This is a genomic window from Streptomyces sp. iso_384 (assembly GCF_056172905.1).
Map to the genome: position 1 here is coordinate 1,996,575 of NZ_JBWBTT010000001.1, position 25,283 is coordinate 2,021,857.

General features: G+C 72.5%; 24 protein-coding genes and 3 pseudogenes. 19 read left to right on the forward strand and 8 right to left on the reverse strand.

Translation table 11 applies throughout. The features are described 5' to 3' along the window. Positions 1 to 311: 311 nt before the first annotated feature. The 3 genes from AC0VY3_RS08665 to AC0VY3_RS08675 all read left to right on the forward strand — a co-directional run bounded on the left by AC0VY3_RS08665 (position 312) and on the right by AC0VY3_RS08675 (position 2,196). Complete coding sequence (locus AC0VY3_RS08665; RefSeq protein ID WP_475549340.1) at positions 312 to 1,169, forward strand: class-II aminoacyl-tRNA synthetase family protein; 858 nt, start codon at positions 312 to 314, stop codon at positions 1,167 to 1,169. 105 nt (positions 1,170 to 1,274) lie between these two features. Beyond that, on the forward strand, positions 1,275 to 1,526 hold the full coding sequence (locus AC0VY3_RS08670) for an acetyl xylan esterase (protein WP_103508320.1): 252 nt from the start codon (positions 1,275 to 1,277) through the stop codon (positions 1,524 to 1,526). Between the two features lie 25 nt (positions 1,527 to 1,551). Beyond that, complete coding sequence (locus AC0VY3_RS08675; RefSeq protein WP_103508321.1) at positions 1,552 to 2,196, forward strand: 4'-phosphopantetheinyl transferase family protein; 645 nt, start codon at positions 1,552 to 1,554, stop codon at positions 2,194 to 2,196. Here AC0VY3_RS08675 and AC0VY3_RS08680 read toward each other — a convergent pair. Beyond that, a complete protein-coding gene (locus tag AC0VY3_RS08680; protein WP_103508331.1) occupies positions 2,156 to 2,773 on the reverse strand; it encodes a TetR family transcriptional regulator in 618 nt (205 codons plus the stop codon). The two genes, AC0VY3_RS08675 and AC0VY3_RS08680, sit on opposite strands and share 41 nt — an antisense overlap. 267 nt (positions 2,774 to 3,040) lie before the next feature. Here AC0VY3_RS08680 and AC0VY3_RS08685 point away from each other — a divergent pair, with 267 nt between their 5' ends. The 3 genes from AC0VY3_RS08685 to AC0VY3_RS08695 all read left to right on the forward strand — a co-directional run bounded on the left by AC0VY3_RS08685 (position 3,041) and on the right by AC0VY3_RS08695 (position 6,244). Further along, positions 3,041 to 4,354: a glycosyltransferase family 4 protein gene (locus AC0VY3_RS08685; protein WP_103508322.1), complete on the forward strand. Its 1,314-nt coding sequence runs from the start codon at positions 3,041 to 3,043 to the stop codon at positions 4,352 to 4,354. 88 nt (positions 4,355 to 4,442) lie between these two features. Further along, the gene (locus AC0VY3_RS08690) at positions 4,443 to 5,174 is read left to right on the forward strand and encodes a class I SAM-dependent methyltransferase (protein ID WP_019764966.1); all 732 of its coding nucleotides are present in this window, start codon (positions 4,443 to 4,445) and stop codon (positions 5,172 to 5,174) included. Then, complete coding sequence (locus AC0VY3_RS08695) at positions 5,171 to 6,244, forward strand: prenyltransferase (RefSeq protein ID WP_475549341.1); 1,074 nt, start codon at positions 5,171 to 5,173, stop codon at positions 6,242 to 6,244. The genes AC0VY3_RS08690 and AC0VY3_RS08695 overlap by 4 nt, the downstream gene beginning before the upstream one ends. Before the next feature lie 23 nt (positions 6,245 to 6,267). On the opposite strand, the gene AC0VY3_RS08700 is transcribed toward AC0VY3_RS08695, so the two are convergent. Then, a complete protein-coding gene (locus tag AC0VY3_RS08700) occupies positions 6,268 to 6,561 on the reverse strand; it encodes a hypothetical protein (RefSeq protein ID WP_063751842.1) in 294 nt (97 codons plus the stop codon). A gap of 157 nt (positions 6,562 to 6,718) precedes the next feature. Here AC0VY3_RS08700 and AC0VY3_RS08705 point away from each other — a divergent pair, with 157 nt between their 5' ends. The 6 genes and pseudogenes from AC0VY3_RS08705 (at position 6,719) to AC0VY3_RS08730 (ending at position 10,575) form a co-directional block, all read left to right on the forward strand. Beyond that, positions 6,719 to 7,297 carry a hypothetical protein gene (locus AC0VY3_RS08705; protein WP_475549342.1) on the forward strand — a complete coding sequence of 193 codons (579 nt, stop codon included), beginning with the start codon at positions 6,719 to 6,721 and terminating at the stop codon, positions 7,295 to 7,297. Between the two features lie 219 nt (positions 7,298 to 7,516). Next, positions 7,517 to 8,017: a hypothetical protein gene (locus AC0VY3_RS08710; RefSeq protein WP_181010789.1), complete on the forward strand. Its 501-nt coding sequence runs from the start codon at positions 7,517 to 7,519 to the stop codon at positions 8,015 to 8,017. A 38-nt stretch (positions 8,018 to 8,055) separates the two neighbouring features. Beyond that, a complete protein-coding gene (locus AC0VY3_RS08715; RefSeq protein ID WP_475549343.1) occupies positions 8,056 to 9,183 on the forward strand; it encodes a trypsin-like serine protease in 1,128 nt (375 codons plus the stop codon). A 51-nt stretch (positions 9,184 to 9,234) separates the two neighbouring features. Next, positions 9,235 to 9,363, forward strand: a pseudogene (locus tag AC0VY3_RS08720) (hypothetical protein); the annotation flags it as partial. A gap of 90 nt (positions 9,364 to 9,453) precedes the next feature. Further along, positions 9,454 to 9,723: a hypothetical protein gene (locus AC0VY3_RS08725; protein ID WP_475549344.1), complete on the forward strand. Its 270-nt coding sequence runs from the start codon at positions 9,454 to 9,456 to the stop codon at positions 9,721 to 9,723. A 72-nt stretch (positions 9,724 to 9,795) separates the two neighbouring features. Further along, complete coding sequence (locus AC0VY3_RS08730; RefSeq protein ID WP_103508326.1) at positions 9,796 to 10,575, forward strand: maleylpyruvate isomerase family mycothiol-dependent enzyme; 780 nt, start codon at positions 9,796 to 9,798, stop codon at positions 10,573 to 10,575. Between the two features lie 10 nt (positions 10,576 to 10,585). Here AC0VY3_RS08730 and AC0VY3_RS08735 read toward each other — a convergent pair whose 3' ends face one another. The 5 genes and pseudogenes from AC0VY3_RS08735 to AC0VY3_RS08755 form a co-directional block, all read right to left on the reverse strand. Further along, entirely contained in the window at positions 10,586 to 11,596 is a 1,011-nt protein-coding gene (locus tag AC0VY3_RS08735) for an LLM class F420-dependent oxidoreductase (protein WP_475549345.1), read from the reverse strand. A 116-nt stretch (positions 11,597 to 11,712) separates the two neighbouring features. Continuing rightward, a complete protein-coding gene (locus tag AC0VY3_RS08740; RefSeq protein ID WP_103508328.1) occupies positions 11,713 to 12,546 on the reverse strand; it encodes a hypothetical protein in 834 nt (277 codons plus the stop codon). A gap of 211 nt (positions 12,547 to 12,757) precedes the next feature. Further along, positions 12,758 to 13,696 carry an N-acetylmuramoyl-L-alanine amidase gene (locus AC0VY3_RS08745; RefSeq protein WP_475549346.1) on the reverse strand — a complete coding sequence of 313 codons (939 nt, stop codon included), beginning with the start codon at positions 13,694 to 13,696 and terminating at the stop codon, positions 12,758 to 12,760. Positions 13,697 to 13,705: 9 nt separating this feature from the next. Continuing rightward, complete coding sequence (locus AC0VY3_RS08750) at positions 13,706 to 14,332, reverse strand: class I SAM-dependent methyltransferase (protein WP_475551654.1); 627 nt, start codon at positions 14,330 to 14,332, stop codon at positions 13,706 to 13,708. Between the two features lie 227 nt (positions 14,333 to 14,559). Further along, positions 14,560 to 14,718: pseudogene (locus tag AC0VY3_RS08755) on the reverse strand (DUF1177 family protein); the annotation flags it as partial. A gap of 7 nt (positions 14,719 to 14,725) precedes the next feature. Here AC0VY3_RS08755 and pepE point away from each other — a divergent pair. Continuing rightward, positions 14,726 to 15,136, forward strand: a pseudogene (gene pepE / locus AC0VY3_RS08760) (dipeptidase PepE); the annotation flags it as partial. On the opposite strand, the gene AC0VY3_RS08765 reads toward pepE, so the two are convergent. Beyond that, positions 15,099 to 16,628 carry an MFS transporter gene (locus AC0VY3_RS08765; protein ID WP_475549347.1) on the reverse strand — a complete coding sequence of 510 codons (1,530 nt, stop codon included), beginning with the start codon at positions 16,626 to 16,628 and terminating at the stop codon, positions 15,099 to 15,101. The pseudogene pepE and the gene AC0VY3_RS08765 overlap by 38 nt on opposite strands. Positions 16,629 to 16,806: 178 nt before the next feature. Between AC0VY3_RS08765 and AC0VY3_RS08770 the strand changes: the two genes are divergently transcribed. The 6 genes from AC0VY3_RS08770 to AC0VY3_RS08795 all read left to right on the forward strand — a co-directional run bounded on the left by AC0VY3_RS08770 (position 16,807) and on the right by AC0VY3_RS08795 (position 25,045). Beyond that, a complete protein-coding gene (locus tag AC0VY3_RS08770) occupies positions 16,807 to 19,020 on the forward strand; it encodes an acyl-CoA dehydrogenase (RefSeq protein WP_475549348.1) in 2,214 nt (737 codons plus the stop codon). 30 nt (positions 19,021 to 19,050) lie between these two features. After that, a complete protein-coding gene (locus AC0VY3_RS08775; RefSeq protein ID WP_475549349.1) occupies positions 19,051 to 20,241 on the forward strand; it encodes a lipid-transfer protein in 1,191 nt (396 codons plus the stop codon). 146 nt (positions 20,242 to 20,387) lie between these two features. Further along, a complete protein-coding gene (locus AC0VY3_RS08780) occupies positions 20,388 to 21,851 on the forward strand; it encodes an MFS transporter (RefSeq protein ID WP_103507025.1) in 1,464 nt (487 codons plus the stop codon). Between the two features lie 208 nt (positions 21,852 to 22,059). After that, positions 22,060 to 22,914: a MaoC/PaaZ C-terminal domain-containing protein gene (locus AC0VY3_RS08785; protein WP_475549350.1), complete on the forward strand. Its 855-nt coding sequence runs from the start codon at positions 22,060 to 22,062 to the stop codon at positions 22,912 to 22,914. Positions 22,915 to 22,986: 72 nt separating this feature from the next. Further along, positions 22,987 to 24,063, forward strand: coding sequence for a Zn-dependent alcohol dehydrogenase (locus tag AC0VY3_RS08790; RefSeq protein WP_103507027.1), 1,077 nt, complete (start codon positions 22,987 to 22,989; stop codon positions 24,061 to 24,063). 34 nt (positions 24,064 to 24,097) lie between these two features. Then, positions 24,098 to 25,045, forward strand: a complete 948-nt coding sequence (locus AC0VY3_RS08795) for a 3-oxoacyl-ACP reductase (protein ID WP_475549351.1) — start codon at positions 24,098 to 24,100, stop codon at positions 25,043 to 25,045. The last annotated feature ends 238 nt before the right edge of the window (positions 25,046 to 25,283 follow it).

The following is a 25,283-nucleotide window of genomic DNA, read 5'->3' on the forward strand; positions in this document are numbered from 1 at the left end:
CCTGAGCTGTCAAGTGCCTCGCACATATGGGGATATGGGGTGTGGTCATGTGCTTGACAGGCGCGGAACCGGTACCTGCCGTTCGGTATCTTTGGTCTAGACAACAGGCGAGCAACGGGCCTAATGTCCAAGGGCGCGGTCGGGTTCGTGGCGGGCTGTCAAGCCGTTTTCCCTGCCCGCGCTCCGGCCGGTGACGGCCCTGCTGGCCGACCTGTCGACGGCCCTGCTCAGGGTCGCCGCCGTCATGGCGATGCGGTTCGTACATCCGGTGGGTCGCCGATGGCCGGCCCGACCGAGAAAGACGCGGTTTCATGAACACATCCAGCATCACGGCCCTGCCGGGCATCGAGCTGAAGAGCCCCGGTGCCGGGCTGATCACGCTGGACCCGGTCCGCACCGCTCTGTTGCGGGGGCTGGACGACCTGCTGACCGGTCTGGCCGCCCGGCTCTCCGCCCCCGAGGTCGTGGGGCCGCCCCTGCTGTCCGCCGACGGACTGGCACGGCTGGACTTCTTCCGCAACTTCCCTCATCTCGGCGTCTCCGCAGGGCGGTTCGGCCCGGAAGTCCTCGACGGGCTGGCGTCCGGCGGATCGCCCCAGGACCTCCCGCTGCACCCGACCGGCCATGTGCTGCCGTCCGCCACCTGCTACGGCCTGCTGCTCTCCCTGGAGGGCCAGGACGTCGGCGAGGACGGGCTGCGGCTCTCGGCGGTCGGCCGCTGCTTCCGCAACGAGACCCACTACGACGGCCTGCGCCGCCTCTGGGGGTTCCATATGCGTGAGGTGATCTACCTCGGAACCAAGGACGGAGCCTCCGAACACCACGAGCGCGGCGGCGAGTTCATCCAGGAGGTGGCCGGACGGCTCGGCCTGGTCCTGACCCGGGCGGCGGCCGACGACCCGTTCTACGACAACGGGGGATCGCGGGCCCGCCTGATGGCGCTGGACCCGGTGAAGTACGAGTACAGCGCCCCCGACGGCACGGCCATCGCCTCCGTCAACCGGCACCGCAACTTCTTCGGCGAGCGGCTCGGCATCCGCGCCGGCTCGCACGGTCCCGCGTACAGCTCCTGCGTCGCCTTCGGCGTCGAACGCTGGGTGCACGCGATGATCCTCGCCCACGGCACCGCCGAACAGGCCCTGGAGCGGCTCCGCACGGCCGGTTCCTGACCTCCGTCCGCCCGGCAGCCGTCGGATCCGTTCGAGTCCTTCGAGAACACAGAGCAAGAGAACACAGAGCAAGAGAACGCAGAACAACGAGGAGCGGTTTCTCCCATGGAACGTGTCGTAGCGTGGCTCAACGAGAAGAACCCCGGCCTCGACGGCCCGATCGGTGTCGACGAGGACCTCATCGAGGCTCGTCTCATCGACTCGATGGACTTCCTGGAGTTCATCGATCTCCTGGAGGAGATCTCCGGCGACAGCATCGACCTGCAGGAAGTCACCATCGACGACTTCCGCACCCTCGCCCGCGTCAAGGAGCGCTTCCTGGGCTCCGTCGGCCTCGCCGAGGCGCCGGCCGGGTGAACACGGGCCGGGTGAGCACGGGCCGATGGTGACCCTCCTCCCGCCGCCGTACGGGAAGGGCGCGGCCGCCGTCGCCCTGGTCGCCACCACCGCCGAGGTGCTGGCCTGCCCGGAGCTGGACGAGGACATGCTCGCCCCGTGGGAGCGGCACCGGCTCGCGGCGGTCCGGGTGCCCGCCCGGCGTGCCGATGTCGTGGCGGCCCGGCTGCTGCTGCGGCTGTGCGCCTCCCGGGTCACCGGGCGGCCGCCCCACGAGATGGAGCCCGCCCAGCGCTGCCCCGGGTGCGGGGAGAGCGGGCACGGCCGGCCGTATCTGCCGGACCGCCCCGGCCTGGGCGCCAGCCTCAGTCACGCCGACGGGCTGGCCGCCGCGGCGGTCGGGCCTGGCCCGGTCGGTATCGACGTGGAGCCCCTGACGCGGCGGCCGGGGCCCCTGCCCGTACTGCGGCGGCTGCTGCCGGAGGCCGAGGTGGACGCCGCCCGCACCGGGCCGGACCCCGGCCCGGCGCTGCTGCGGTTGTGGGTCCGGCGGGAGGCGCTGTTCAAGGCCGGGCGGGACGATGTCCGGCTGAGTGAGTGGACGGACCACCGCCGGGCGGCCGTGGTGGCGCTCGCGGGCGCCCGGCCCCTCAGCCCCGCTCCGGCCGTTCCTCCGCCGTCAGGTCGATGAGGCGGCAGACCGTCTCGATGTCGATCTTCACCTGGGCGATCGAGGCCCGCCCCGACAGCCAGGTGATCAGCGCCGAGTGCCAGGTGTGCTCGATGACCCGGACCGCCGAGAGCTGCTCCGGGGTCGGGTGCTCCAGGCCCATCGCGTCCAGGATGATCGCCGTGGTGAGCCGGGAGACGGTGTCCACCTCGGGGCTCACGCTGCGGTCCGCGAAGGTCAGGGCGCGGACCATGGCGTCCGCGAGGTGCGGTTCGCGCTGCAGCGCGCGGAAGGCGCGCATCAGCGTCTCGGCCACCCGCTGCGCCGCGTCGTCGCCGGCCGGCGGGCGCTTGCGGAGCGTGGTGTGCATGTGCTGGAGCTGGTCCTGCATGGTCGCGACCAGCAGATGGATCTTGGACGGGAAGTAGCGGTAGAGGGTGCCCAGCGCGACCCCGGCGGCCTCGGCCACCTCCCGCATCTGCACCGCCTCGAACCCGCCCCGGCTGGCCAGCTGGGCGCTGGCGTGCAGGATGCGGCGGCGACGGGCCTCCTGGCGTTCGGTCAACGGAGGCGCTGCCGGTCTGGCGTCCGCGGTCATGCTGTCCCCGATCCACGATCCGTGATCCATGGCTTGATACCGCACCCGGACGGACGAAGCGGCCCCGGCCGGGCGCGCACAGCATGCCAGGGCGTCCGTCGTGGCGCGAATCACCCGATCCGGCCGTTCCGCCGACGCTACCTGCCGGTAGATTCGATGCACGTCGAACGATCAAGTCTGCAACGTGTTCTATCAAGTCTGAAACTTGTTCTAGATTAGCGCGACCGGTTACGCTCCGGCGAACACGCAGTCAGAAGGGGGCCGAGTGTGACCGCTGAGGCCATAGAGACAGGCCCCCGCACGGGCGACGGCAGCTCCGACGGGACCGGCGACCGGCCGTTGCGCATCGCACTCCTCACCTACAAGGGCAATCCCTTCTGCGGCGGGCAGGGCGTGTACGTGCGCCACCTCGGCCGCGAGCTCGCCCGGCTCGGCCACAGCGTCGAGGTCATCGGCGCCCAGCCCTACCCGGTGCTCGACGAGGGCGTTCCGCTCACCGAACTGCCCAGCCTCGACCTCTACCGCCAGCCCGACCCGTTCCGTACGCCGAAGCGCGGCGAGTACCGCGACTGGATCGACCTGGCCGAGGTCGCCACCATGTGGACCGGCGGCTTCCCCGAGCCGCTCACCTTCAGTCTCCGCGCCCGCCGCCACCTGCTGGCCCGGCGCGGCGAGTTCGACGTCGTCCACGACAACCAGACCCTCGGGTACGGGCTCCTCGGCGACCTCGGGGCGCCGCTGGTGACGACGATCCACCACCCCATCACCGTGGACCGCAGGCTCGACCTGGAAGCCGCCACCGGCCGCCGCCGACGCGCCTCCGTACGCCGCTGGTACGCCTTCACCCGGATGCAGAAGCGGGTCGCCCGCAAGCTGGACACCGTCCTCACCGTCTCCGGCTCCTCCCGCGACGAGATCGTCGAGGACCTCGGCGTACGCAAGGACCGGATCAGCGTCGTCCATATCGGCGCGGACACCGACCTGTGGTCGCCCGACCCCTCCGTCGCCGAGGTGCCCGGCCGTATCGTCACCACCTCCAGCGCCGACGTCCCGCTCAAGGGCCTCGTCCACCTCGTCGACGCGCTGGCCAAGCTCCGTACCGAGAACCCCGCCGCCCACCTCGTCGTCGTCGGCAAGCGCGCCGAGGACGGGCCGGTCGCCCGGGCGATCGAGCGGCACGGCCTCGCGGACGCCGTCGAGTTCGTCAAGGGCATCAGCGACGCCGAGCTCGTCGACCTCGTGCGCAGCGCCCAGGTCTCCTGCGTGCCCTCGCTGTACGAAGGCTTCTCGCTGCCCGCCGCCGAGGCCATGGCCACCGGCACCCCGCTCGTCGCCACCACCGGCGGTGCGATCCCCGAGGTCTCCGGCCGCGACGGGGAGACCTGTCTCGCCGTCCCGCCCGGCGACGCGGACGCGCTGGCCGGGGCGCTGGCCCGGCTGCTGGGCGATGCGGAGCTGCGCGCCCGGCTCGGCGCGGCGGGCCGCGCGCGGGTGCTGGCCAATTTCACCTGGGCCAGGGCGGCCGCCGGAACCGCCGAGCTGTACCGTCGGGCGATCACCGCCCGCGGTGTCCGCAGGTGACCGTGGACCCCCGGGTCGCCGCGCGCCTCCGGGCGACCGTGGACCCGATCGTCGCAACCCGTACCTCCGACCTCGAAGGCAGGCCCTCGTGCTGACCGTCGACTTCACCCGCTTCCCGCTCGCCGCAGGCGACCGAGTGCTCGACCTGGGCTGCGGTGCCGGCCGGCATGCATTCGAGTGTTACCGGCGCGGTGCGCAGGTCGTCGCCCTCGACCAGAACGGCGAGGAGATCCGCGAGGTCGCCAAGTGGTTCGCCGCGATGAAGGAGGCCGGTGAGGCCCCCGAGGGCGCCACCGCCACCGCCATGGAGGGCGACGCGCTCAACCTGCCCTTCCCCGACGACTCCTTCGACGTCGTGATCATCTCCGAGGTCATGGAGCACATCCCGGACGACAAGGGCGTCCTCGCCGAGATGGTCCGGGTCCTCAAGCCGGGCGGCCGGATCGCCATCACCGTCCCGCGCTACGGCCCCGAGAAGATCTGCTGGACCCTCTCCGACGCGTACCACGAGGTCGAGGGCGGCCATATCCGCATCTACAAGGCCGACCAGCTCCTCGCCCGGATCCGCGAGGCCGGACTCAAGCCGTACGGCACGCACCACGCCCACGCGCTGCACTCGCCGTACTGGTGGCTGAAGTGCGCCTTCGGTGTGGACAACGACAAGGCGCTGCCGGTGCGCGCCTACCACAAGCTGCTGGTCTGGGACATCATGAAGAAGCCGCTCGCGACCCGGGTCGCCGAGCAGCTCCTCAACCCGGTCGTCGGCAAGAGCTTCGTCGCCTACGCCACCAAGCCGCACCTTCCGAAGGCCGAGGCGTGAGCACTCCCGAACAGACCGAACACCTCGTCCTGCCCGGTGTTCTGACGGCTCGTCAGGCATCCGAGACGGTCGCCGCCCTGCTTGCCGTACAGCGGGAGGACGGGGCGCTGCCGTGGTTCCGGGGCCACCACCTCGACCCGTGGGACCACACCGAGACCGCGATGGCGCTCGACGCGGCAGGTGAGCACGGGGCCGCCGCCCGCGCCTACGACTGGCTCGCCCGCAACCAGAACGCCGACGGCTCCTGGTACGCCGCCTACCACGACGGTGACCCGCAGCAGCCGACCGACCGGGGCCTGGAGAGCAACTTCTGCGCGTACGTGGCCGTCGGCGTCTGGCACCACTACCTCGCCACCGGCGACGACGCGTTCGTCGACCGGATGTGGCCCACGGTCTACGCGGCCGTCGAGTTCGTCCTCGGTCTCCAGCAGCCCGGCGGGCAGATCGGCTGGAAACGGGAGCCCGACGGCACGCCCGTGAGCGACGCGCTGCTGACCGGCTCCTCCTCGATCCATCAGGCGCTGCGCTGTGCGCTGGCCATCGCCGAGCGCCGTGAGGAGCCGCAGCCCGACTGGGAGTTGGCGACCGGGGCGCTGGCCCACGCGATCCGCAGCCACCCCGAGCGCTTCCTCGACAAGGGCCGCTACTCGATGGACTGGTACTACCCGGTCCTCGGCGGCGCGGTCACCGGGGCCGAGGCCACCGCTCGCATCCAGGAGGGCTGGGACCGTTTCGTGGTGCCCGGCCTCGGGGTGCGCTGTGTGCTGCCCAACCCCTGGGTGACCGGCGGCGAGAGCTGTGAACTGGCCCTGGCCCTCTGGGTTATGGGGGAGTCGGACCGGGCGCTGGAGATCCTCCAGTCCGTCCAGCACCTGCGCGCCGAGGGCGGGCTGTACTGGACGGGATACGTCTTCGAGGGCAACCGGGCCTTCTGGCCCGAGGAGCTCACCACCTGGACCGCGGGCTCCCTGCTGCTGGCGGTGGCCGCGCTCGGGGGCGACGAGGCGACCACCGCCGTCTTCGCGGGCGAGCGGCTGCCGGTCGGCCTGGAGCCGGACTGCTGCCGCTGAACACGCCCTGAGGTGGGGCCGGTTCAGCCCCGGCGGAGCCGGCCCGCCACCGCGTGCCCGATGAAGAGGTAGACCGCGGCCGCCAGACCGTAACCGGCCACCACCCGCGCCCACGCCTTGTCGAACGTGAACAGGTCGTACGACCAGCCCGCCAGCCAGCGGGCCGAGTCGTGCACCCACTGCACGAAGTCGTTGCCGCGGTTGGCGTCCAGCAGGTACATCAGGATCCAGAGAATGATGATGAATGCCAGGATGTCGGCCACGACGGCGATCACGCGAGCCGCTGAACTGCTTCCTGAACGGGTTCTGGGAGACATGGAACTCTGGTTGCCGCTTTACGCAGGGTGAAACCCGGACGGCCCGCACCGGGTGGCGACCGAGGGGGGAACGGGCGAGGCTGAACCGGAGTGCCGAGATCCGTCGCTCGCTGTGACATGTCCGGGTGGCCCGTTCGGTCCGGTCAGGAGGCCCGCCGTGTACCGTCCCGTACCGCTCCGCCGCACCCTGACCGCGCTGCTGCTGTCCTGCGCCCTCCTGACGGGCGCCACCGCGTGCGGCGACTCCGGAGACACCGCGGGCGGCAACGCGGCGAGCGCGTCGGCGGCGGCGGACCCCTCCGGCGCCGGCCCTTCGCCGTCCGCCGAGAAGCAGCGCCTCGCCAAGACCCGGTTCGTCGCCAACGCGGGGCTCGCGGCGGGTGCGACGTACCAGTGGATCGTGAAGCCGTACCGCGCCGGAACGTTCAAGAAGGGCGCGGAGGGGCGGCGTCTCGCCCTCGTCAAGGCCGGCCTGGCGGGCGGGTTCGCCTACAACCGGCTCAGGGCCGCGGCGGAGAACGCCAAGGGCGACCCGCTGCTGTCGAAGGCCGTCGCCCCGCTCACCGCCGGAATCGAATCGCTCAAGGGGCTGGGGACGAAGCTCCGCAAGGGCGAGGCGGGCGAAGGCGATGTGGGCGCGTTCGAGAGCGTCGTCGACAGCATCAAGAACGCCGGCAAGGACGCGGGCGCCGAGGTGAAGGACAAGGTTCCCTCCACCTCCCAGCTGACCGGATAGCGGCTGCGCGGCGATCCGGACACCGGCGGCGTGACTCCGGGTGGCCCTTCGCCCTCGGTCGCGACCATGTGGATGATATGAATATTCGGCTCGGCATGTGAAGTTGACGTGCCGAGTGGACGGTACGTGCCGAGGGGGCCTCGATTTCGGTCGAGCGGCGCATCACTGCTCCCTCGTGCGGCCGTTCCTGTGGCCCGACTACGAGAGGCTGATGAAGCAGTGAGAGCCCGTTCCTTCCTTTCCTCCGCCCTGGCGGCCGCCGCCGTCACCGGAATCGTCCTGGTGGGCGCACCGTTCGCCGGAGCCGAGCCCGGCGCCCCGGCCGCCGCGGCCGACGAGCTGCCGCCGGTGGCCGTGGAGGACTTCGCCTACCCGGAGGCGGACAAGATCTTCGCCGAGCAGGGCATCCTCCTCAAGCGCGGCGACGGACACATCCTGCTCGCGGACTGCGCGTCCGCCACCGGACTGGTCGAGGTCTTCTCGCGCGAGAAGGGCCGCTTCTGCTTCCGGGTCACCGGCAACAGCGGCTTCCTCTCGCTCGAACTCCCGCAGGTCTACGGGGTCAAGGGCAACGACTACAAGCTGCGGGTCGACATGGAGGCCGAGGGCGGCGAGGAGGCCTCCTTCGACGTCCCGAAGAACACCTGGACGCCGGTCGGCGAGACCGCCGACCCCGAGAGCCGCGACCACACGCTTCTCGAGATCCACGCCACCAAGTAGAGCGCGGTCCGCCCCTCCGTAACCAGCAAGGAATCCGTGTGCCTTCGAAATCCTCCCGCCGTGTGCGGGGCACGGCTCTGTTCGCGGTGGTCGCCGCGGCCGGGGCGATGACCCTCTCCTCTCCCGCCCAGGCCGTTGTCGGTGACGCGGTCGCCGACGGCACGTACGCCTTCACCGCCAAGCTCGACATCGGTGAGGGCGACACGAAGCGCGCCTGCACCGGTTCGCTGGTCGACGCCCAGTGGATCCTGACCGCGAGCAGCTGCTTCGCGGCGGCCGGGCAGCCGGCCTTCCCGCTGCCTGCCGGCGCCCCGGCGGAGAAGACCACGGCGACGATCGGGCGCACCGATCTGACCGGCACGGGCGGCAAGGTCTTCGAGGTGACCGAGCTGGTTTCGCGCAGCGACCGTGACCTGGTGATGGCCAAGCTGGCCCAGCCGGTCACGGACATCGCGCCGGTCCTGCTCGCGGACTCCGCCCCGGTGGCGGGCGAGAGCCTGCGGGCGGTCGGCTACGGGCGCACCGCCACGTCCTGGGTTCCCGACAAGCTGCACGCGGGCACGTTCGACGTGACCGCGACCGGTGCGACGACGGTGGCCGTCACCCGCGACGGCGGCGCGATCTGCAAGGGCGACGCGGGCGGACCCGCCCTGCGCGAGCAGAACGGCACCGTCCTGCTCGCCGCCGTCCACAGCGCCTCCTGGCAAGCAGGCTGCTTCGGCTCCGACGAGACCCGCCCCGGTGCGGTGGAGTCCCGCACCGACGACCTCACCGACTGGGTCACCCAGGTCCGCGGACTGCCCGGGGAGTCCCAGGTCGCCTCCGGGGACTTCAACGGCGACGGCCGCGAGGACATCGCCGCGTTCTACGACAACGGCCCCTCCGTCGAGGGCAAGAACCGGGCCTCGCTCTTCGCCTTCTACAGCAACGGCACCGGCTTCGGCGAGCCCAAGCGGGTCTGGAGCACCCCGGGCGGCTTCACGTGGAGCAAGAGCCGACTGACCTCCGGCGACTACACCGGCGACGGCAAGGACGACCTCGCGGTCCTCTACGACTCCGGCTCCTCCGACACCGGCAACATCACCTCGCTGTACACCTTCACCGGCACCGGCACCGGCTTCAGCGCGCCGAAGCGGACCTGGACCACGCCGGGCGGCTTCACCTAGAGCAAGAGCAAGGTCACCTCGGGCGACTACAACGGCGACGGCAAGGACGACGTCGCCGTCTTCTACGACTCCGGCTCCTCCGACACCGGCCGGGTCTCCTCGCTGTACACGTTCAACAGCACCGGCACCGCCTTCGCCAACCCGCGCAAGACCTGGACCAGCAGCGGATCCTTCAACTGGAACGCCACCAAGCTGACGTCCGGCGACTACAGCGGCGACGGCCGGGACGACATCGCCGTCCTCTACAACCGAGGCACCACGGAGGCGGGCGTGCACCAGTCCGCGCTCTTCACCTTCGCGAGCACCGGCACCGCTTTCGCCGCGCCCCGCGAGGTGTGGACCAGCACCGGATCCTTCTCCTGGGCCGCCGGCCAGCCCGTGTCCGGCGACTTCAACAAGGACGGCAAGGCCGACGTCGGTGTCCTCTACCGCGCCGGGACCACCGTCGACGGCCGGCGCATCGACTCGCTGTTCTCGTTCACCAGCACCGGAACCGGGGTCAGGGCGCCGGTGAAGCACTGGACCGGCAGCGTCGTCTGACCGGCCGGACCCTCCCCTGACCGGCGGAAATCCGGGTGATCGACCCGGGCTCCGCCGGTTAGGGTGCGCCGCATGACGCCTCTCTCCCACGACCGCTACTGCGACGAGATCCTGGCCCAGACCGACGCCCTGCGCACGGTGCTGACCGGTGCCGACCTCACCGCGACCGTCCCCACCTGCCCCGACTGGACCCTGCGGGAGCTCGCCGTGCACGTCGGCGGCGCGCACCGCTGGGTCGGCGAGATCGTCCGCGGCCGGGCCGTCGATGAGGTTCCGGAGGACAAGGTGCCCGGCTTCGCGGGGCCGGAGAGCGACGACCCGGCCGCACTCGACGCCTGGCTCGCCGAAGGCGCCGCCGCCACCGTGGCGGCGCTGCGGGAAGCCGGGCCGGACGCCGAGGTGTGGACGTGGGTGACCGAGCGGCGCACGGCCTTCTGGGCGCGGCGCATGACGCACGAGACGGCGGTGCACCGGGCGGACGCGGCGCTCGCCGCCCGCGCCCCGTACACCGTCGATGCCGAGGTGGCCGCCGACACCATCGAGGAGTGGCTGGGCATCGTCTCGCTGGCCCAGGAGGAGGGCGACCCGGAGGCGGCCGAACTGCGCGGTGGCGGGCGCTCGTTGCATCTGCACGCCACCGATGTGCCCGGCGCGGAGTGGCTGATCGAGTTCGGTGAGGACCGCTTCACCTGGCGGCGCGCGCACGAGAAGGCCACGGTCGCACTGCGCGGATCGCTCACCGATCTGATGCTCGTCTTCAACCGCCGCCTGGAGCCGACCAGTTCACGGGTGGAAGTGCTCGGCGACGCGGCACTGCTGGACTTCTGGCTGGACCGCTCCTCGTTCGGCTGAACCGCCCGCCCTAGGCGTTGAGTTCCGCCAGGACCCGCAGCGTGTGCGGGTCCGGGGCGGTGACCAGCAGATCCGTCACCGGGCCCTTGCGCCACAGCTCCAGCCGCTCCGCGATACGGGCACGCGGTCCGATCAGCGAGATCTCGTCGGCGAACGCGTCCGGCACCGCCCGCACCGCCTCCTCCTTGCGGCCCTGCAGGAACAGCTCCTGGATCCGCCGGGCCTCCTCCTCGAACCCCATCCGGGCCATCAGATCCGCGTGGAAGTTGCGGGCCGCGTGCCCCATCCCGCCGATGTAGAAGCCGAGCATCGCCTTCACCGGCCACAGCCCCTCGGCCACGTCCTCGCAGACGTGCGCACGCGCCATCGGCGCGATCATGAAGCCGTCCCGGAGCCCGGCGAGCGAGGCCCCGTAGACGTCCGCGCGCAGCGGCGACCAGTACAGCGGCAGCCAGCCGTCCGCGATCCGAACCGTCTGCGCGATGTTCTTCGGGCCCTCCGCGCCCAGCAGGACCGGGAGCGAGGCGCGCAGCGGGTGCGTGATCGGCTTCAGCGGCTTGCCGAGACCGGTGGCGTCCGGGCCGGTGTACGGGTGGGAGTGGAAGCGGCCCGCCAGCTCGACCGGGGCCTGCCGCGCCAGCACCTGCCGGATCACCTCGACGTACTCGCGGGTCGCGGTCAGCGGGCTCCTGGGGAACGGCCGCCCGTACCACCCCTCCACCACCTGCGGCCCGGACAGGCCGAGGCCGAGCAGCATCCGGCCGCCGGAGAGATGGTCCAGGGTCAGCGCGTGCATGGCCGTCGCGGTGGGCGTACGGGCCGCCATCTGGACGATGCCGGTGCCCAGCCGGATCCGTGAGGTGTGGGCGGCGATCCAGGTCAGCGGTGTGAAGGCGTCCGAGCCCCAGGCCTCCGCCGTCCACACCGAGTCGTAGCCGAGCCGCTCGGCCTCCTGGACCAGGGCGAGCTGACCGGGATCCGGGCCGCGGCCCCAGTATCCGAGCGCGAGTCCGAGCCGCATTCCGTTCCCTCCAGCTGTAACTGACGAAGTGTCAGGAAAGGGTGTGCGGGTTGGACTGTACGACAACGGCCCCCCGCCCGGAAGGGCGAGGGGCCGCGGCGTTCGTGCGTACGGGATCAGCCGCGCTGGATGCCCGTGGTGTCCTGGAGGACGCCACGACGGCCGTCCTGCGTCTGGGCCACGAGGCTCTGGCCGCGCTGCTCCACCGCGAGGTACCAGGTGCCCGGCGCCAGCTCGGCGATCGGGTTCGGCGAACCGTCCTCGCCGTACAGCGGACGCGCCACCGGAACGGCGAACCAGAACGGGGTGAAGTCGCCTGCCGGGGCCGCGCCGCCCTGCGAGGGCTGCTGGGCCTGGGCCTGCGCCTGGTCGGCCGGGGCGGGCTGGCCCTGCTGGGGCGCACCCGGGTAGCCGTAACCCTGGCTCGGCTGGGCGCCGTACGGCGGCTGCTGCGCGCCCGGGTAGCCGTAGCCCTGGCCGGGCTGGGCGCCGAACTGGGGCTGTCCGCCCTGCGCCGGGGCGGCGGGGCTGAGCAGCGGGGCCTTGAGTGCGGGGACCAGCGGACCGGCGACCGCGGCGCCGGCGAGCACGAGGGCGGCCAGCAGGCCGAGGATCAGGCCCGCGCCGGCGTCGCTGACGTCGAGGATCGTCCAGAACACGGTCCACAGCGCGAAGACGGTCAGCGCCACACCGAACTGGCCGATGTCGAGTCCGGCGACCTTGCGGCCCGGCATGGCCCGCCCGAGGATCACCAGCGCCGCGCCGATGACACCGGCGAGGTAGATGCTCATCAGGAAGGTCAGGGAGTCCCAGGCGTTCGTGCTGAACCGGGAGCAGTCGACGCCCTGCGGGCAGCTGTAGCCGGAGAGGTCGAGGAAAGAGGCGACGAACAGCACGACCGCTGCTCCGATCACCACGCCGTCGCCTCGAGTGAGGGAGCGGATATTCACGTGAAGGTCCTTAGTCGGTCGTCTCGTCGGGGCGGTCGTCGTTGCCGCCTGCGCGGCGGTACGGCGTGAAGCTCGGGAGCGGCTCCCCATCGTACGGATGAATCTATCGTCTGCCCGGGCAGGTTGCGTCCCTGCCCGGATCATGAGCTGTTATCCCCCTGTTGTCCCCGCCTATGTCCCTGCGTATGTCACGGCGTATGCCGTCGCAGAACTACCCCTTCAGGTAGCTCGCAATGCCGTCCGCCAGCCCTTGGGCCGCCTTCTGTCGCCAACTCGCGCTGGTGAGCAGGGCGGCGTCCTTCGGATCACGCATATTGCCGCATTCGACGAACACCTTGGGCACGGTCGACAGATTCAGTCCGCCGAGATCATTACGCGTGTCCAGACCGCTATTTCCGCCGATGTAATTGGAGGGCGCGCTTCCGGTCGTGCGGACGAAGTGTCCCGCGATCCGTGCGCCGAGATCGGCCGAACCCTTCACGATCTTCGAGGTGTCGGACCCGCCGCCCTTCACCGTCGCGGGCAGGATCACATGGAAGCCCCGGTTGCCCACGGCCGATCCGTCGGCGTGCACCGAGACCACCGCGTCGGCCTTCGCCTCGTTCCCGATCCGGGCCCGCTCGTCGATGCACGGCCCGAACGGCCGGTCCGCGTCGTGCGTCAGCCGGACCCGGGCGCCCTCGGCCTCCAGCAGTTTGCGCAGCCGGTGGGAGACGTCGAGGGTGAACCGGGCCTCCGCGTAACCGTCGTTCGTGGACGTACCGGTCGTATCGCACTCCTTGCGGCCGGTGCCGATGTCGACCTGCTGGTTGATCTCCCGGGTGTGATCGCGGTTACCCGGATTGTGTCCCGGGTCGATCACCACGGTCCGGCCGGTCAGCGGGCCCTTCGGCAGCGGTTTCGCGGAGGCGGATCCGGACGGCGTGGCCCCGGCTTCGGTGGATCCGGACGGTTCCGGCTGCCGGCCGCCCGGCGTCGCGGCCGTCGGGGACGCGCCGCCCGCGCCCGGTCGCGGCCCGGCCGCACCGGCCTCGTCGGCTTCCGGACCGCCACCGCATCCGGCGGCGGTCAGGCATACGGCGGCCAGCGCGGCGGCCACGGGCAGGGGCCGGGCGCGGCGGGCGTTGGGAGGGCTGTCGTCGTACGGCACGCGGCGATGCTACCCACCCGGCCGACCGGGTGGCCCGGCTCCCGGTGCCCGTACGGCGACCGGGCGGCGGCGCAGCACGCGCAGCGAGTCCGTCACCGACACCTCGGTGAACGCCCCGGAGGCCAGTGCGCGCCGATAGACCCGGTACGGGGCCTGCCCGCCGTCGGCCGGGTCCGGGAACACGTCGTGGATCACCAGCAGCCCGCCGCCGGCGACATGCGGGGCCCAGCCGTCGTAGTCCGCGTTCGCGTGCTCGTCGGTGTGCCCGCCGTCGATGAAGACGAGCCCGAGCGGTCCGCGCCACACGGCGGCGACCTGCGGCGAGCGGCCGACGAGCGCCACCACGTGGTCCTCCAGACCGGCCCGGTGCAGGGTGCGGCGGAACGTCGGCAGCGTGTCCATCAGCCCGACCTCCGGGTCCACCACGCTCGGGTCGTGGTACTCCCAGCCGGGCTGCTGCTCCTCGCTGCCCCGGTGGTGGTCGACCGTGAGCGCGCTCACCCCGGCCGTCCGCGCCGCGTCCGCGAGCAGGATGGCGGAGCGCCCGCAGTACGTGCCCACCTCCAGCAGCGGCAGCCCGAGGGCACCGGCTTCGGTGGCGGCGGCGTGCAACGCGAGCCCTTCGTGGACCGGCATGAAGCCCTTGGCGGCCTCGAACGCGGCGAGGATCTCCGGTTCGGGCCCGGCAGAGAACGCGGCGGCGGTCACGGGGTTCCTCCAGGTGGGGCGGGGTGCGATCGACGGCGACCCATCGTGCCGTACGCCCCCGCCGAAGGGATCGGCGGGGGCGTAGGTGGGGTGAGCCCGAGTTCGGGCGGCCCCGGCGGAACTGTCGCCCCGAGGGTCAGCAGCTCTGCCAGAGGCGGGTCATGACTGAACGGCACCGGGTCGTGCGGCTCGGTCGGCGCGTCCGGGCAGACGTGGGTGGCGACGGCCACGTCGCCGGGCAGCACATCGCCGCGACGGCGCATGTCGAGCGGCTTGGCCGCCGTGGCGAGGGCGGCGGCCGCGCCGTCGGCGTCGGGCGACGCGGTACGGGACGGGCTGCCCTGCATGGGCGCGAGCGCGGGGACCAACACGGCCGCGCCGACCCTGCGCACGTCCAACGACATGCCCATCGTGCAGCCGCCGTCCTTCGAGACGCTGGGCCTGGTCCCGTTCCAGGTCAACCCGCACTGTCTGGGCCCGGACCCGGCCGGCACCCACAAGGGCGAGACCCGCGAGGACCGGCTCACCGAGTTCCTGGAGGAGAACGACGTGCCCGTGCTCGGGCTGCGCGAGGGCTCCTGGCTCCGCGTCGACGGGGACCGGGCCCACGTCCGGGGCGCCCGCCCCGCCCGGCTGTTCGCCCGCGGGGCCGAGCCTCAGGAGCTCCTGCCGGGGTCCGACGTGTCCGGGCTGCTCACGACGGCGCCGCGGTTCGACGCTCCGGTGCGCTGACCGCGGTCGGTGCGTCGTCCGCGGTCCGTGCGTCGTCCGCGCTGCTCGCCAGGAGCACGGGGTGCGCGGAGGGCCGCTGCGTGGGCAGGAACGCCGCCAGTACCAGGCCGACCAGCACCGCGCCCGTGGCGATCAGGAACGAGATCCGGAACCCCTCCATCGACGGCACCTGGACCGTGCCCATCGTCACGGAGGTGTTGGCCAGCACCATGCCGATGACCGCGCTCGACACCGATGTGCCGATCGAGCGCATCAGGGTGTTGAGGCCGTTGGCCGCGCCGGTCTCCGACGGGTCGACGGCCCCGATGATCAGGGCGGGCAGCGAGGAGTAGGCGAGTCCGATCCCGGCGCCGAGCACCACCGCGATCAGCACGGTCTGCCAGGCGGCGGAGAGCAGTCCGAGCCCGGCCCCGTAACCGACCGCGATGACCAGCATGCCGAGCATCAGCGTGGTCTTGGGGCCGCGGCGGGCCGAGATCCGGGCGTAGAGCGGGGCGACGAACATCATCGTCACGCCCAGCGGGGCCACGCAGAGCCCGGCGACCACCATGGACTGCCCGAGGCCGTAGCCGGTGGACGTGGGCAGCTGGAGCAGTTGCGGCAGGACCAGCGAGACCGCGTAGAAGGCGACGCCGACCATGATCGAGGCGAGGTTGGTGAGCAGCACCTCGCGACGGGCGGTGGTGCGCAGATCGACGAGCGGCGCCGGGGTGCGGAGTTCGAACCGGCCCCACAGCAGCAGGGTGGCGACGGACGCGGCGAGCAGGCCGAGGGTCGGAGCCGAGGTCCAGCCCCAGTCGCCGCCCTTGGTGACCGGCAGCAGAAGAAGCACCAGGCCGAGCGAGAGCCCGAGGGCGCCGACGACGTCGAAGGTGCCGGGAGCGCGCAGCGGCGGCTCGGGGACGAGGGTGTACGTGAGCACCATCGCGAGGACGCCGAGACCGGCCGAGCCGAGGAACAGCGCGTGCCAGTCGGCGTGCTGGGCGACCAGCGCGGCGGCGGGCAGCGCGAGGCCGCCGCCCACCCCGATCGAGGAGCTCATCAGGGCCATCGCCGAACCGAGCCTCTCGCGCGGCAGCTCGTCGCGCATGATGCCGATGCCGAGCGGAATGGCGCCCATCGCGAAGCCCTGGAGCGCACGGCCGGTGATCATCACGACCAGGTCGTCGGTGGACGCGCAGATCAGCGAGCCGACCACCATGACGGCCAGCGAGGCGAGCAGCATCCGCCGCTTGCCGTAGAGATCGCCGAGCCGCCCCATGATCGGCGTGGAGACGGCGCCCGCGAGCAGGGTGGCGGTCATCACCCAGGTGGCATTGGCCGGGTCGGTGCTCAGCAGGACCGGCAGGTCCTTGATGACCGGGACCAGCAGCGTCTGCATGACCGCGACGGTGATACCCGCGAAGGCGAGGACGGGCACGATCGGGCCGGAGCGCGCTTTTCGCGGCTCGGGAAGTTCCGCCGCGTGTCGTATCCGTTGCGTCCTTCGCATGCGTGGGGCCTCCCGGGCAGCCGTCGATCACCCGGGCTCCCCCCAAGTGCATGCAGGGTGAACGCTTCTCGGCGGCGGTTGTATTCCGGCCGGATCCGGCAGCCTCCTGACCTTCCGTCAGATTGAAACGTGTTCTACTCTTGCGCCGTTCCAGTGGCTGCGACCGGCGGAGACGCGCATGGGCAGGGGCACGGCGATCGGTACCGGCATCGGCATCACCGAGGAGCACCGCGCGCTGGCGCAATCCGTACGGGGATGGCTGACGCGGGCCGCACCACCCGGCGAGGTGCGCAAACTCCTCGACGCGGAAGGCCCGGCGGCCTCCGGCGTGCGCCCCGCCCACTGGGAGGCGCTCGCCGGGCAGGGGCTGACCGGCATCCATCTGCCCGAGGCGTACGGCGGTGGGGGCGGGGACCTCCTCGACCTCGCCGTGGTCCTGGAGGAGGCCGCGTACGGATCGCTGCCGGGGCCGTACCTCGCCACCGCGCTGGTGGGCGCGGTGCTGCGGCGGGCGGTGAGCCCCGGGACCGGTGACCTGCTCCGGGCGCTGGCCGCCGGGGACCGTACCGCCGCCTTCGCTCTCACCCCCGGCACCCTCACCGCCACCCCGGCCCCGGGCGGCCACCGGCTCGACGGGACCGCCCCGCCCGTCCTGACCGGCGAGGCGGCCGACCTGCTGCTCCTGCCCGCCGCCGACGCGTCGGGCGGTGTGCTCTGGTTCCTCGTGGACGCCGGGGCCGGCGGGCTCACCGTGCACCCGCACCGCAGCGTCGATCCGACCCGGCCCACGGCCGAGGTGCGGGCCGACGCCGTCCACGTACCGGCCCACCGGAACCTGCCGCTCGACGCCGCCCTCGTCCGCGACCTGGCCGCCGTCCTCCTCGCCGCCGACGCCTGCGGGACCGCCGCCCGGAGCCTGGACACCGCCGTCGCGCACGCCGCCGTACGGGAGCAGTTCGGGCGGCCCGTCGGGGCGTTCCAGGCGGTCAAGCACCTCTGCGCCGACCTGCTCGTCCGCCTCGAACAGGCCCGCGCCCTCACCTGGGACGCGGCCCGCGCCGCCGACGAGAAGCCCGAGGTGCGCGGGCTCACCGCGGCCCTCGCCGCCGCCGTGGCGCCTCAGGCCGCGTACACCTGCGCCAAGGACGCCATCCAGATCCTCGGCGGCATCGGCTTCACCTGGGAGCACGACGCCCACCTCCAGCTGCGCCGGGCCGTCCTCGCCCGCCAGCTCCTCGGCGCCGCCGACACCCACCGGCTGCGCGCCGTCCGCCTCGCCGAAGCCGGAGCCCGCCGCGAACTCACCCTGGAACTCCCGCCCGAGGCCGCCCGCCACCGCGCCGAGGCCCGCCCCCACCTCGCCGCCGCCCGGGGCCTGGCACCCCGCGAGGCCCGCCGCGCCCTCGCCGCCACCGGCTACGCCGCCCCGCACCTCCCCGCCCCGTACGGACGGGGCGCCGGCCCCGTACAACAGCTGGCGATCCAGCAGGAGTTACGCGAACAGGGCATCCGGCTCAGCGACCTCTCCGTCGCCACCTGGGTGGTGCCGTCGCTCATCGCGTACGGCACCGATGAGCAGCGCGAGCGCTATCTGCCCGCCACCCTGCGCGGCGACCTCCAGTGGTGCCAGCTCTTCTCCGAACCCGAGGCCGGCTCCGACCTCGCCGCACTCCGCACCCGTGCCGTACGGACCGACGAGGGGTGGCGGATCACCGGGCAGAAGGTCTGGACGAGCGCCGCCCGCACCGCCGACCACGGCATCCTGCTGGCCCGCACCGACCCGGACGCGCCCAAGCACCGCGGGCTCACCTACTTCCTGGTCGACATGAAGAAGGCCCGGGGCATCGACATCCGGCCGCTGAAGGAGATCACCGGCGAATCCCTCTTCAACGAGGTCTACTTCGACGACGTCCTGCTGCCCGCCGACGCCGTCGTCGGCGAGGTCGGCGGCGGCTGGCGGGTCGCCCGCAACACCCTGGGCAACGAACGTGTCCACATGGCCGACCAGATGACCTTCGACAGCGGGCTCGAAGCTCTCATCGCGCGCTCGGCCGGGCTCGACGAGGTGACCGGGGCCCGGATCGGCGCGCTCGCCGCCGAGGCCCATGCGCTCGCCTGCATCGGACTGCGCACCACGCTCCAGCAGGTCTCCGGCCGCGAACCGGGCGCCGGGGCCTCGGTCCGCAAGCTCGTCCAGACCCTCCACCAGCAGAAGGCCGCCGAGCTCACCCTCGAACTCCTCGGCCCCGACGGCGCGGTGGACGAACCGGCGGCGGGCGGACGGGCCCTCCACGGCTTCCTGATGTCCCGCTGTCTGACCATCGCGGGCGGCACCACCCAGATCCAGCTCAACGTCGTCGCCGAGCGGATTCTCGGCCTGCCCCGGGACTGACCACGCGCACGGAGAAGGAGGAGTCGGAAGATGAAGGCCTACATCGTCGGCGTCGGCATGACGAGGTTCGAGAAGCCCGAGACCCGCGACTGGCAGTACTGGGACATGGTCCGCGAGGCGGGCGGCGCCGCCCTGGCCGACGCCGGGGTCCGCTACGACCAGGTCGAACAGGTCCCCGTCGGCTACTGCTTCCAGGCCTCCACCGCCGGGCAGCGGGCCGTCTACGAACTGGGACTGACCGGTGTCCCCGTCTACAACGTCAACAACAACTGCGCCACCGGATCCACCGTCCTGATGCTGGCCCGGCAGTTCGTCGAGGGCGGCGGCAGCGACTGCGTTCTGGCAGTCGGCTTCGAGAAGATGGCCCGGGGCGCGCTGGGCGGCGGCTCCGACGGCGGAGACTTCGCGACCTCGCCCGTCGCCCGGCACTACGGGATCATGGCGGCCGGCCACGGCTTCGTGAAGGCCCCGCCCACCGCCCAGATCTTCGGCAACGCGGCCCGCGAGCACATGGAGCGGTACGGGACGACGCCCGCGCAGCTCGCGGCGGTCGGGGCCAAGAACCACCGGCACTCGGTGAACAACCCGTACGCCCAGTTCCAGGACCCGTACACGGTCGAGGAGATCCTCGCCGCCCGCACCGTCCACCGCCCCCTCACCAAGCTCCAGTGCTCGCCCACCTCGGACGGGGCGGCGGCCGCCGTCGTGGTCTCCGAGCGGTTCGTCGAGCGGCACGGTCTGGGGGAGCGGGCCGTGGAGATCGCCGCCCAGGCCATGACCACCGACACCGAGGCCTCCTTCGCCTCCGGCAGCTGCATCGACGCGGTCGGCGCCCCGATGTCGAAGGCCGCCGCCCAGCAGGTCTACACGGCCTCCGGCCTCGGCCCGGACGACCTCGACGTCATCGAGCTGCACGACTGCTTCTCCATCAACGAACTCCTCACCTACGAGGCGCTGGGCCTGTGCGGCGAGGGGGAGTCCGGCAAGCTCGTCGAGTCCGGCGCGACCACCTACGGCGGGCGGTGGGTGGTGAACCCGTCCGGCGGGCTGATCTCCAAGGGGCATCCGCTGGGCGCCACCGGTATCGCCCAGGCCGCCGAGCTGACCTGGCAGCTGCGCGGCGAGGCCGGGGCCCGCCAGGTGCCCGGCGCCCGGACCGCCCTCGCCCACAACATCGGCCTCGGCGGAGCGGCGGTGGTCACGCTGCTGCGGCGCGGCTGAGCCGGACGGGCCCGGCGGTGGGCGCGGGCCGGGGTGCACGGTGTGCGGCCGGGGCTCCCGGGGCGGGCCTAGGTCCTGCGACCGGTGGCTCCGGCGCCGGACCTGGATCCGATACCCGATGTACGGGCCGTTCGCCGCCTGGGACCATGGCCCTCATGCCCGACGTCTCCGCGCCCGTCTCCGCCCCGCCCGCCCCCGCCCGAATACGGCCCAGCACCTGGGCCGTCGTGCTCGCCGCCTGCACCGGCCAGTTCCTCGTCGTCCTCGACGTCTCCGTCGTCAATGTGGCGCTGCCCTCCATGCGGGCCGACCTGGGGCTGAGCGCGGCAGGTCTCCAGTGGGTCGTCAACGCCTACTCGATCGCGTTCGCCGGGTTCATGCTCCTGGGTGGGCGGGCCGCCGACATCTACGGGCGCAAGCTGATGTTCCTCGTCGGGCTCGGCGTCTTCACCGCCGCCTCCCTCGCGGGCGGCCTCGCCCAGGAGGGCTGGCAGCTCCTCGCCGCCCGCGCCGCACAGGGCCTCGGGGCCGCCGTTCTCGCCCCGGCCACCCTCACCATCCTCACCGCGGCCGTGCCCGAGGGTCCGGCCAGGACCAAGGCGATCGGCACCTGGATGGCGGTCGGGGCGGGCGGCGGCGCGGCCGGCGGGCTCATCGGCGGGGTCCTGACCGACGCCCTCTCCTGGCGCTGGGTCCTCCTGATCAACGTGCCCGTCGGGGCCCTCGTCCTGATCGCCGCCGCCCTGCGGATCACCGAGGGTCACGCGGGCGACCGCCGCCGTATCGACCTGCTGGGCGCGGTCCTCGTCACCGCGGGCCTGGCCGCCGTCGCGTACGGCATCGTCCAGACCGAGGCCGAGGGCTGGACGGCCGCCGCCACGCTCGTACCGCTGCTCGCCGGAGTCGTGCTGCTCGCCGCTTTCGTGCTGGTGGAGGCGCGGACCGCCGTTCCGCTGATCCCGCTGCGCGTGTTCTCCGTACGGGCCGTGTCCTCGGCCAATGTGTCGATGCTGCTCATGGGGTCGGCGACCTTCTCGATGTGGTACTTCATGACCGTGTACGCCCAGAACGTCCTGGGCTACACGCCGTTGGAGGCCGGACTCGCGCTGATGCCGACCTCGGCCGCCGTCATCATCGGCTCCAAGCTGGCCCCCCGCCTCATGGTGCGCACCGGGGCCAAGAGCCTCGCCGTCGCCGGGGTCCTGATCACCGCCGCGGGCTTCGGCTGGCAGTCCACGATGGGCGTGGAGGGCTCCTACCTCACCGCTATCTGCCTGCCCGGCGTGCTGATGATGGCCGGGGCCGGTCTCGCCTCCACCCCGCTCGCCACCCTCGCCACCTCCGGCGCGGACCCGGGCGACGCCGGACTCGTCTCGGGCCTGGTCAACACCTCCCGCACCATGGGCGGTGCGCTGGGCCTCGCGGTGCTGTCCACGGTCGCCGCCGCGCGCACCGCGGGCTCCGGCGACGCGGCCGAGGTCACGGCCGGATACGCGCTCGCCTTCCGTACGGCGAGCGGGGTGCTGCTGGCCGGGGTGATCGTGATGCTGATCTGGCTGCCGAACCACCGCACGCCCCGCCCCGAGAGTCACCCGGAAACAGCGATCTGACGCGACGTCAGCAGTCTTCCCAACTTCCGGGGCCTGCGTTATACATGGGCCATCGGCTAGAACGCGTTCTAGAAGGCGTGTGTCCGTTCCGGAAGGGGCGTGTCCTGCCGGTCACCGCACGACCTCGGTGCGGCCGACGGTGCGGACGGCCGTGCCGAGGTCTTCCCACCACCACGGACCACCCAGGACCTCAGGGAGCTGCTCCGTCATGCCCATTGATGTCTCAGCGGCCCTCGCCGCCGAACCCCGCCGGGCCGCGATCGACTGGAACCACAAGGACGTCCAGCTCTACCACCTGGGCCTCGGCGCGGGCATCCCCGCCACCGACCCCGACGAACTGCGCTACACCCTGGAGTCCCGGCTCCAGGTGCTGCCGAGCTTCGCCACCGTCGCGGGCGCGGGCACGGCCGCCTTCGGCGGAATGGGGGCGCAGGGCATCGACGTGGACCTCGCCGCCGTCCTGCACGGCGGGCAGTCCGTGCGCGTCCACCGCCCGATCCCGGTGACCGGCCGCGCCGTGCAGACCTCGAAGGTCGCGGCGGTGTACGACAAGGGCAAGGCCGCCGTCATCGTGCTGCGTACCGAGGCGGGCGACGACGACGGACCGCTGTGGACCAACGACGCCCAGATCTTCGTGCGCGGCGAGGGCGGCTTCGGCGGTGAACGCGGGCCGTCCGACCGGCTTGCCCCGCCGGACCGCGGCCCCGACCGCACGGTCGAGCGGACCATTCGCGAGGACCAGGCGCTGCTGTACCGGCTCTCCGGCGACTGGAACCCGCTCCACGCCGACCCCGCCTTCGCCGAGCTCGCGGGGTTCGACCGGCCGATCCTGCACGGGCTGTGCACCTACGGCATGACCCTGAAGGCCGTCGCCGACACCCTGCTGGACGGCGACGTCTCCCGTATCGCCGCCTACCGCACCCGTTTCGCCGGGGTGGTCTTCCCCGGCGAGACGCTCCGTATCCGGATGTGGACCGAGGACGGCCGCGTCCGGGTGACGGTCACCGCCGCCGACCGGGACGACGCCCCGGTCCTCGCCGACACGCTCGTCGAACACTCCTGAGCACACCAGCACCAGCATCAGCACCAGCGCCGGAAGCCCTGCCGAAGATGACGATGTGAGAGGAGCCGCACCATGCGCGCAGCCGTACTCCACGAGATAGGCCAGGAGAAGCTCGAAGTCCTCGACGACGTCGAGGCGGTGGGCTTCGGCCCCGGAAAGGTCAAGCTCCGCATCCGGGCCACCGGCCTCTGCCACTCCGACGTCTCCGCGATGAGCGGCGTCCTCCCGCAGCCTGCCCCCTTCATCCCCGGCCACGAGGGCGCGGGCGAGGTCGTGGACATCGGCGACGGGGTGACCGGGCTCAGCGCCGGCGACCGGGTCCTGGTCTGCTGGCTGCCCGCCTGCGGCGCCTGTCCGTCCTGCAAGCGCGGCCAGACCCAGCTGTGCCTGGCCGGCTTCATGAACGCGGGCACCCCGAACTTCAAGCGCCCCGGCGGCGACGTCTTCGGCTTCGCGGGCACGGGCACCTTCACCGAGGAGGTCGTCGTCGGCGCGGGCTGCGCGGTGCCGATCCCCGACGACGTCCCCTTCGAGATCGCCGCCCTGATCGGCTGCGGGGTCACCACCGGCCTCGGCGCGGCCATCAACACGGCGAAGGTGGAAGCCGGTTCATCGGTCGCCGTGATCGGATGCGGCGGCGTCGGCATCTCCACGATCCAGGGCGCCCGGGTCCAGGGTGCGGCCCAGATCATCGCCGTCGACCCGGTCGCCTCCCGCCGCGAGGCAGCCCTCCGCTTCGGCGCCACCGAGGCCGTCGCCCCCGACGGACTGGCCGACGCCAAGCAGCGGATCACCGGCGGCGAGGGCTTCGACTACGTCTTCGAGGTCGTCGGCAAGTCCGCCACCGCCCGCACCGCCTACGAACACACCCGTCGCGGCGGCACCCTCTGCGTCGTCGGGGCCGGGGCCATGGACGACACCTTCCAGGTCAACATGTTCGAGCTGTTCTTCGACGAGAAGCGCATCCTGCCCTCGATGTACGGCGGCGGGGACGTCCTGCGCTCCTACGAGCGGGCCATCGCGCTCTGGCGGGCGGGCCGCATCGACCTGGAGTCGATGATCACCCACCGGGTCCGGCTGGACGGGGTCAACGACGCCCTGGACCAGATGCGTACGGGCGAGTCGCTGCGTACCTGCATCGAGCTCTGAACCCCGCCCGCAGCCAAGGAATTCGAGGACCGTGATGTCACTTCCCCTTCCGCTGGACGGACTGTCCGCGATCGTCACCGGCGCGGGCCGCGGCCTCGGCCGGGCCGAAGCACTCGAACTGGCCCGTCTCGGCGCGGCCGTCGTCGTCAACGACTACGGGCGGCCCGGCCGCGACGGCTCCGGCGAGGCGTCCGCCGCCCCCGCCGAGGAAGTCGCCGCCGAGATCCGCGCGGCGGGCGGCCGGGCCGTCGCCCACCTCGGCGACGTCTCCGACCACGAACAGGCCTGTAAGCTGGTCAAGTTGGCGATCTCGGCCCACGGCCGGCTCGACATCCTGGTCAACAACGCGGGCATCCTGCGCGACCGGATGGTCTTCTCGATGACCGAGGAGGAATGGGACTCGGTCGTCCGCGTCCATCTCAAGGGCCACTTCAACACCACGCACTTCGCCGCCGCCCACTGGCGGACCCGCTCCAAGGAGACCGGCGGACCGGTCTACGGCCGGATCGTCAACACCTCCTCGGAGGCCTTCCTCGCGGGCTCGGCCGGGCAGCCCAACTACGCGGCGGCCAAGGGCGGCATCGTCGGACTCACCACCTCCACCGCACTGGCCCTCGCCAAGTACGGCGTCACCGCCAACGCCATCTGCCCGCGCGCCCGGACCCGGATGACCGAGGACGTGTTCGCGGGCTTCCAGGAACCGGCCGACGGCGCCCTCGACCCGCTGGCGCCCGAGCATGTCTCCCCGCTCGTCGGCTATCTCGCCTCACCGGCGGCGGCCGGGGTCAACGGGCAGCTGCTCGTCGTCCACGGAGGCATGGTCGCCGTCGTCGAACGGCCCCGGGTGGCCGCACAGTTCGACGCGACGAAGGAGACCTTCACCTTCGCGGAGCTGGACGAGCTGCTCACCCCGTACTACGCGGACCGGCCCCCGAACGAGACCTTCGCCGCCGCCGAGGTGCTGGGACTGAAGCGGCGGTAGCCGTATCGCCCGTACGCTCGCCGCTGCACGCGAAAGGGCCCGGACCGGCGGTCCTCCCGCCGGTCCGGGCCCTTTCTCGCTGCACTGCTCGGCGGCTCAGGCCGCCCTGGATCCCTCTTCGGCGGGCCGGCGGTGGCGGCCGTGCGGCTGCACTGACGTGTTCTCCGCCGACGCACCCCCTCGGTGCTTTCCGGAACCACCGGTTCCGGACCCCTCGTCCGCCCCCGTCGGGCGCTGC

What these genes read in the sequence shown, in the direction of transcription:
- AC0VY3_RS08665 (WP_475549340.1), top strand. Translation starts at nt 312, where the DNA reads ATGAACACATCCAGCATCACGGCCCTGCCGGGCATCGAGCTGAAGAGC.
- AC0VY3_RS08670 (WP_103508320.1), top strand. Translation starts at nt 1,275, where the DNA reads ATGGAACGTGTCGTAGCGTGGCTCAACGAGAAGAACCCCGGCCTCGAC.
- AC0VY3_RS08675 (WP_103508321.1), top strand. Translation starts at nt 1,552, where the DNA reads ATGGTGACCCTCCTCCCGCCGCCGTACGGGAAGGGCGCGGCCGCCGTC.
- AC0VY3_RS08680 (WP_103508331.1), bottom strand. Translation starts at nt 2,773, where the DNA reads ATGACCGCGGACGCCAGACCGGCAGCGCCTCCGTTGACCGAACGCCAG.
- AC0VY3_RS08700 (WP_063751842.1), bottom strand. Translation starts at nt 6,561, where the DNA reads ATGTCTCCCAGAACCCGTTCAGGAAGCAGTTCAGCGGCTCGCGTGATC.
- AC0VY3_RS08730 (WP_103508326.1), top strand. Translation starts at nt 9,796, where the DNA reads ATGACGCCTCTCTCCCACGACCGCTACTGCGACGAGATCCTGGCCCAG.
- AC0VY3_RS08735 (WP_475549345.1), bottom strand. Translation starts at nt 11,596, where the DNA reads ATGCGGCTCGGACTCGCGCTCGGATACTGGGGCCGCGGCCCGGATCCC.
- AC0VY3_RS08750 (WP_475551654.1), bottom strand. Translation starts at nt 14,332, where the DNA reads ATGCCGGTCCACGAAGGGCTCGCGTTGCACGCCGCCGCCACCGAAGCC.
- AC0VY3_RS08765 (WP_475549347.1), bottom strand. Translation starts at nt 16,628, where the DNA reads ATGCGAAGGACGCAACGGATACGACACGCGGCGGAACTTCCCGAGCCG.
- AC0VY3_RS08770 (WP_475549348.1), top strand. Translation starts at nt 16,807, where the DNA reads ATGGGCAGGGGCACGGCGATCGGTACCGGCATCGGCATCACCGAGGAG.
- AC0VY3_RS08775 (WP_475549349.1), top strand. Translation starts at nt 19,051, where the DNA reads ATGAAGGCCTACATCGTCGGCGTCGGCATGACGAGGTTCGAGAAGCCC.
- AC0VY3_RS08780 (WP_103507025.1), top strand. Translation starts at nt 20,388, where the DNA reads ATGGCCCTCATGCCCGACGTCTCCGCGCCCGTCTCCGCCCCGCCCGCC.
- AC0VY3_RS08785 (WP_475549350.1), top strand. Translation starts at nt 22,060, where the DNA reads ATGCCCATTGATGTCTCAGCGGCCCTCGCCGCCGAACCCCGCCGGGCC.
- AC0VY3_RS08790 (WP_103507027.1), top strand. Translation starts at nt 22,987, where the DNA reads ATGCGCGCAGCCGTACTCCACGAGATAGGCCAGGAGAAGCTCGAAGTC.
- AC0VY3_RS08795 (WP_475549351.1), top strand. Translation starts at nt 24,098, where the DNA reads ATGTCACTTCCCCTTCCGCTGGACGGACTGTCCGCGATCGTCACCGGC.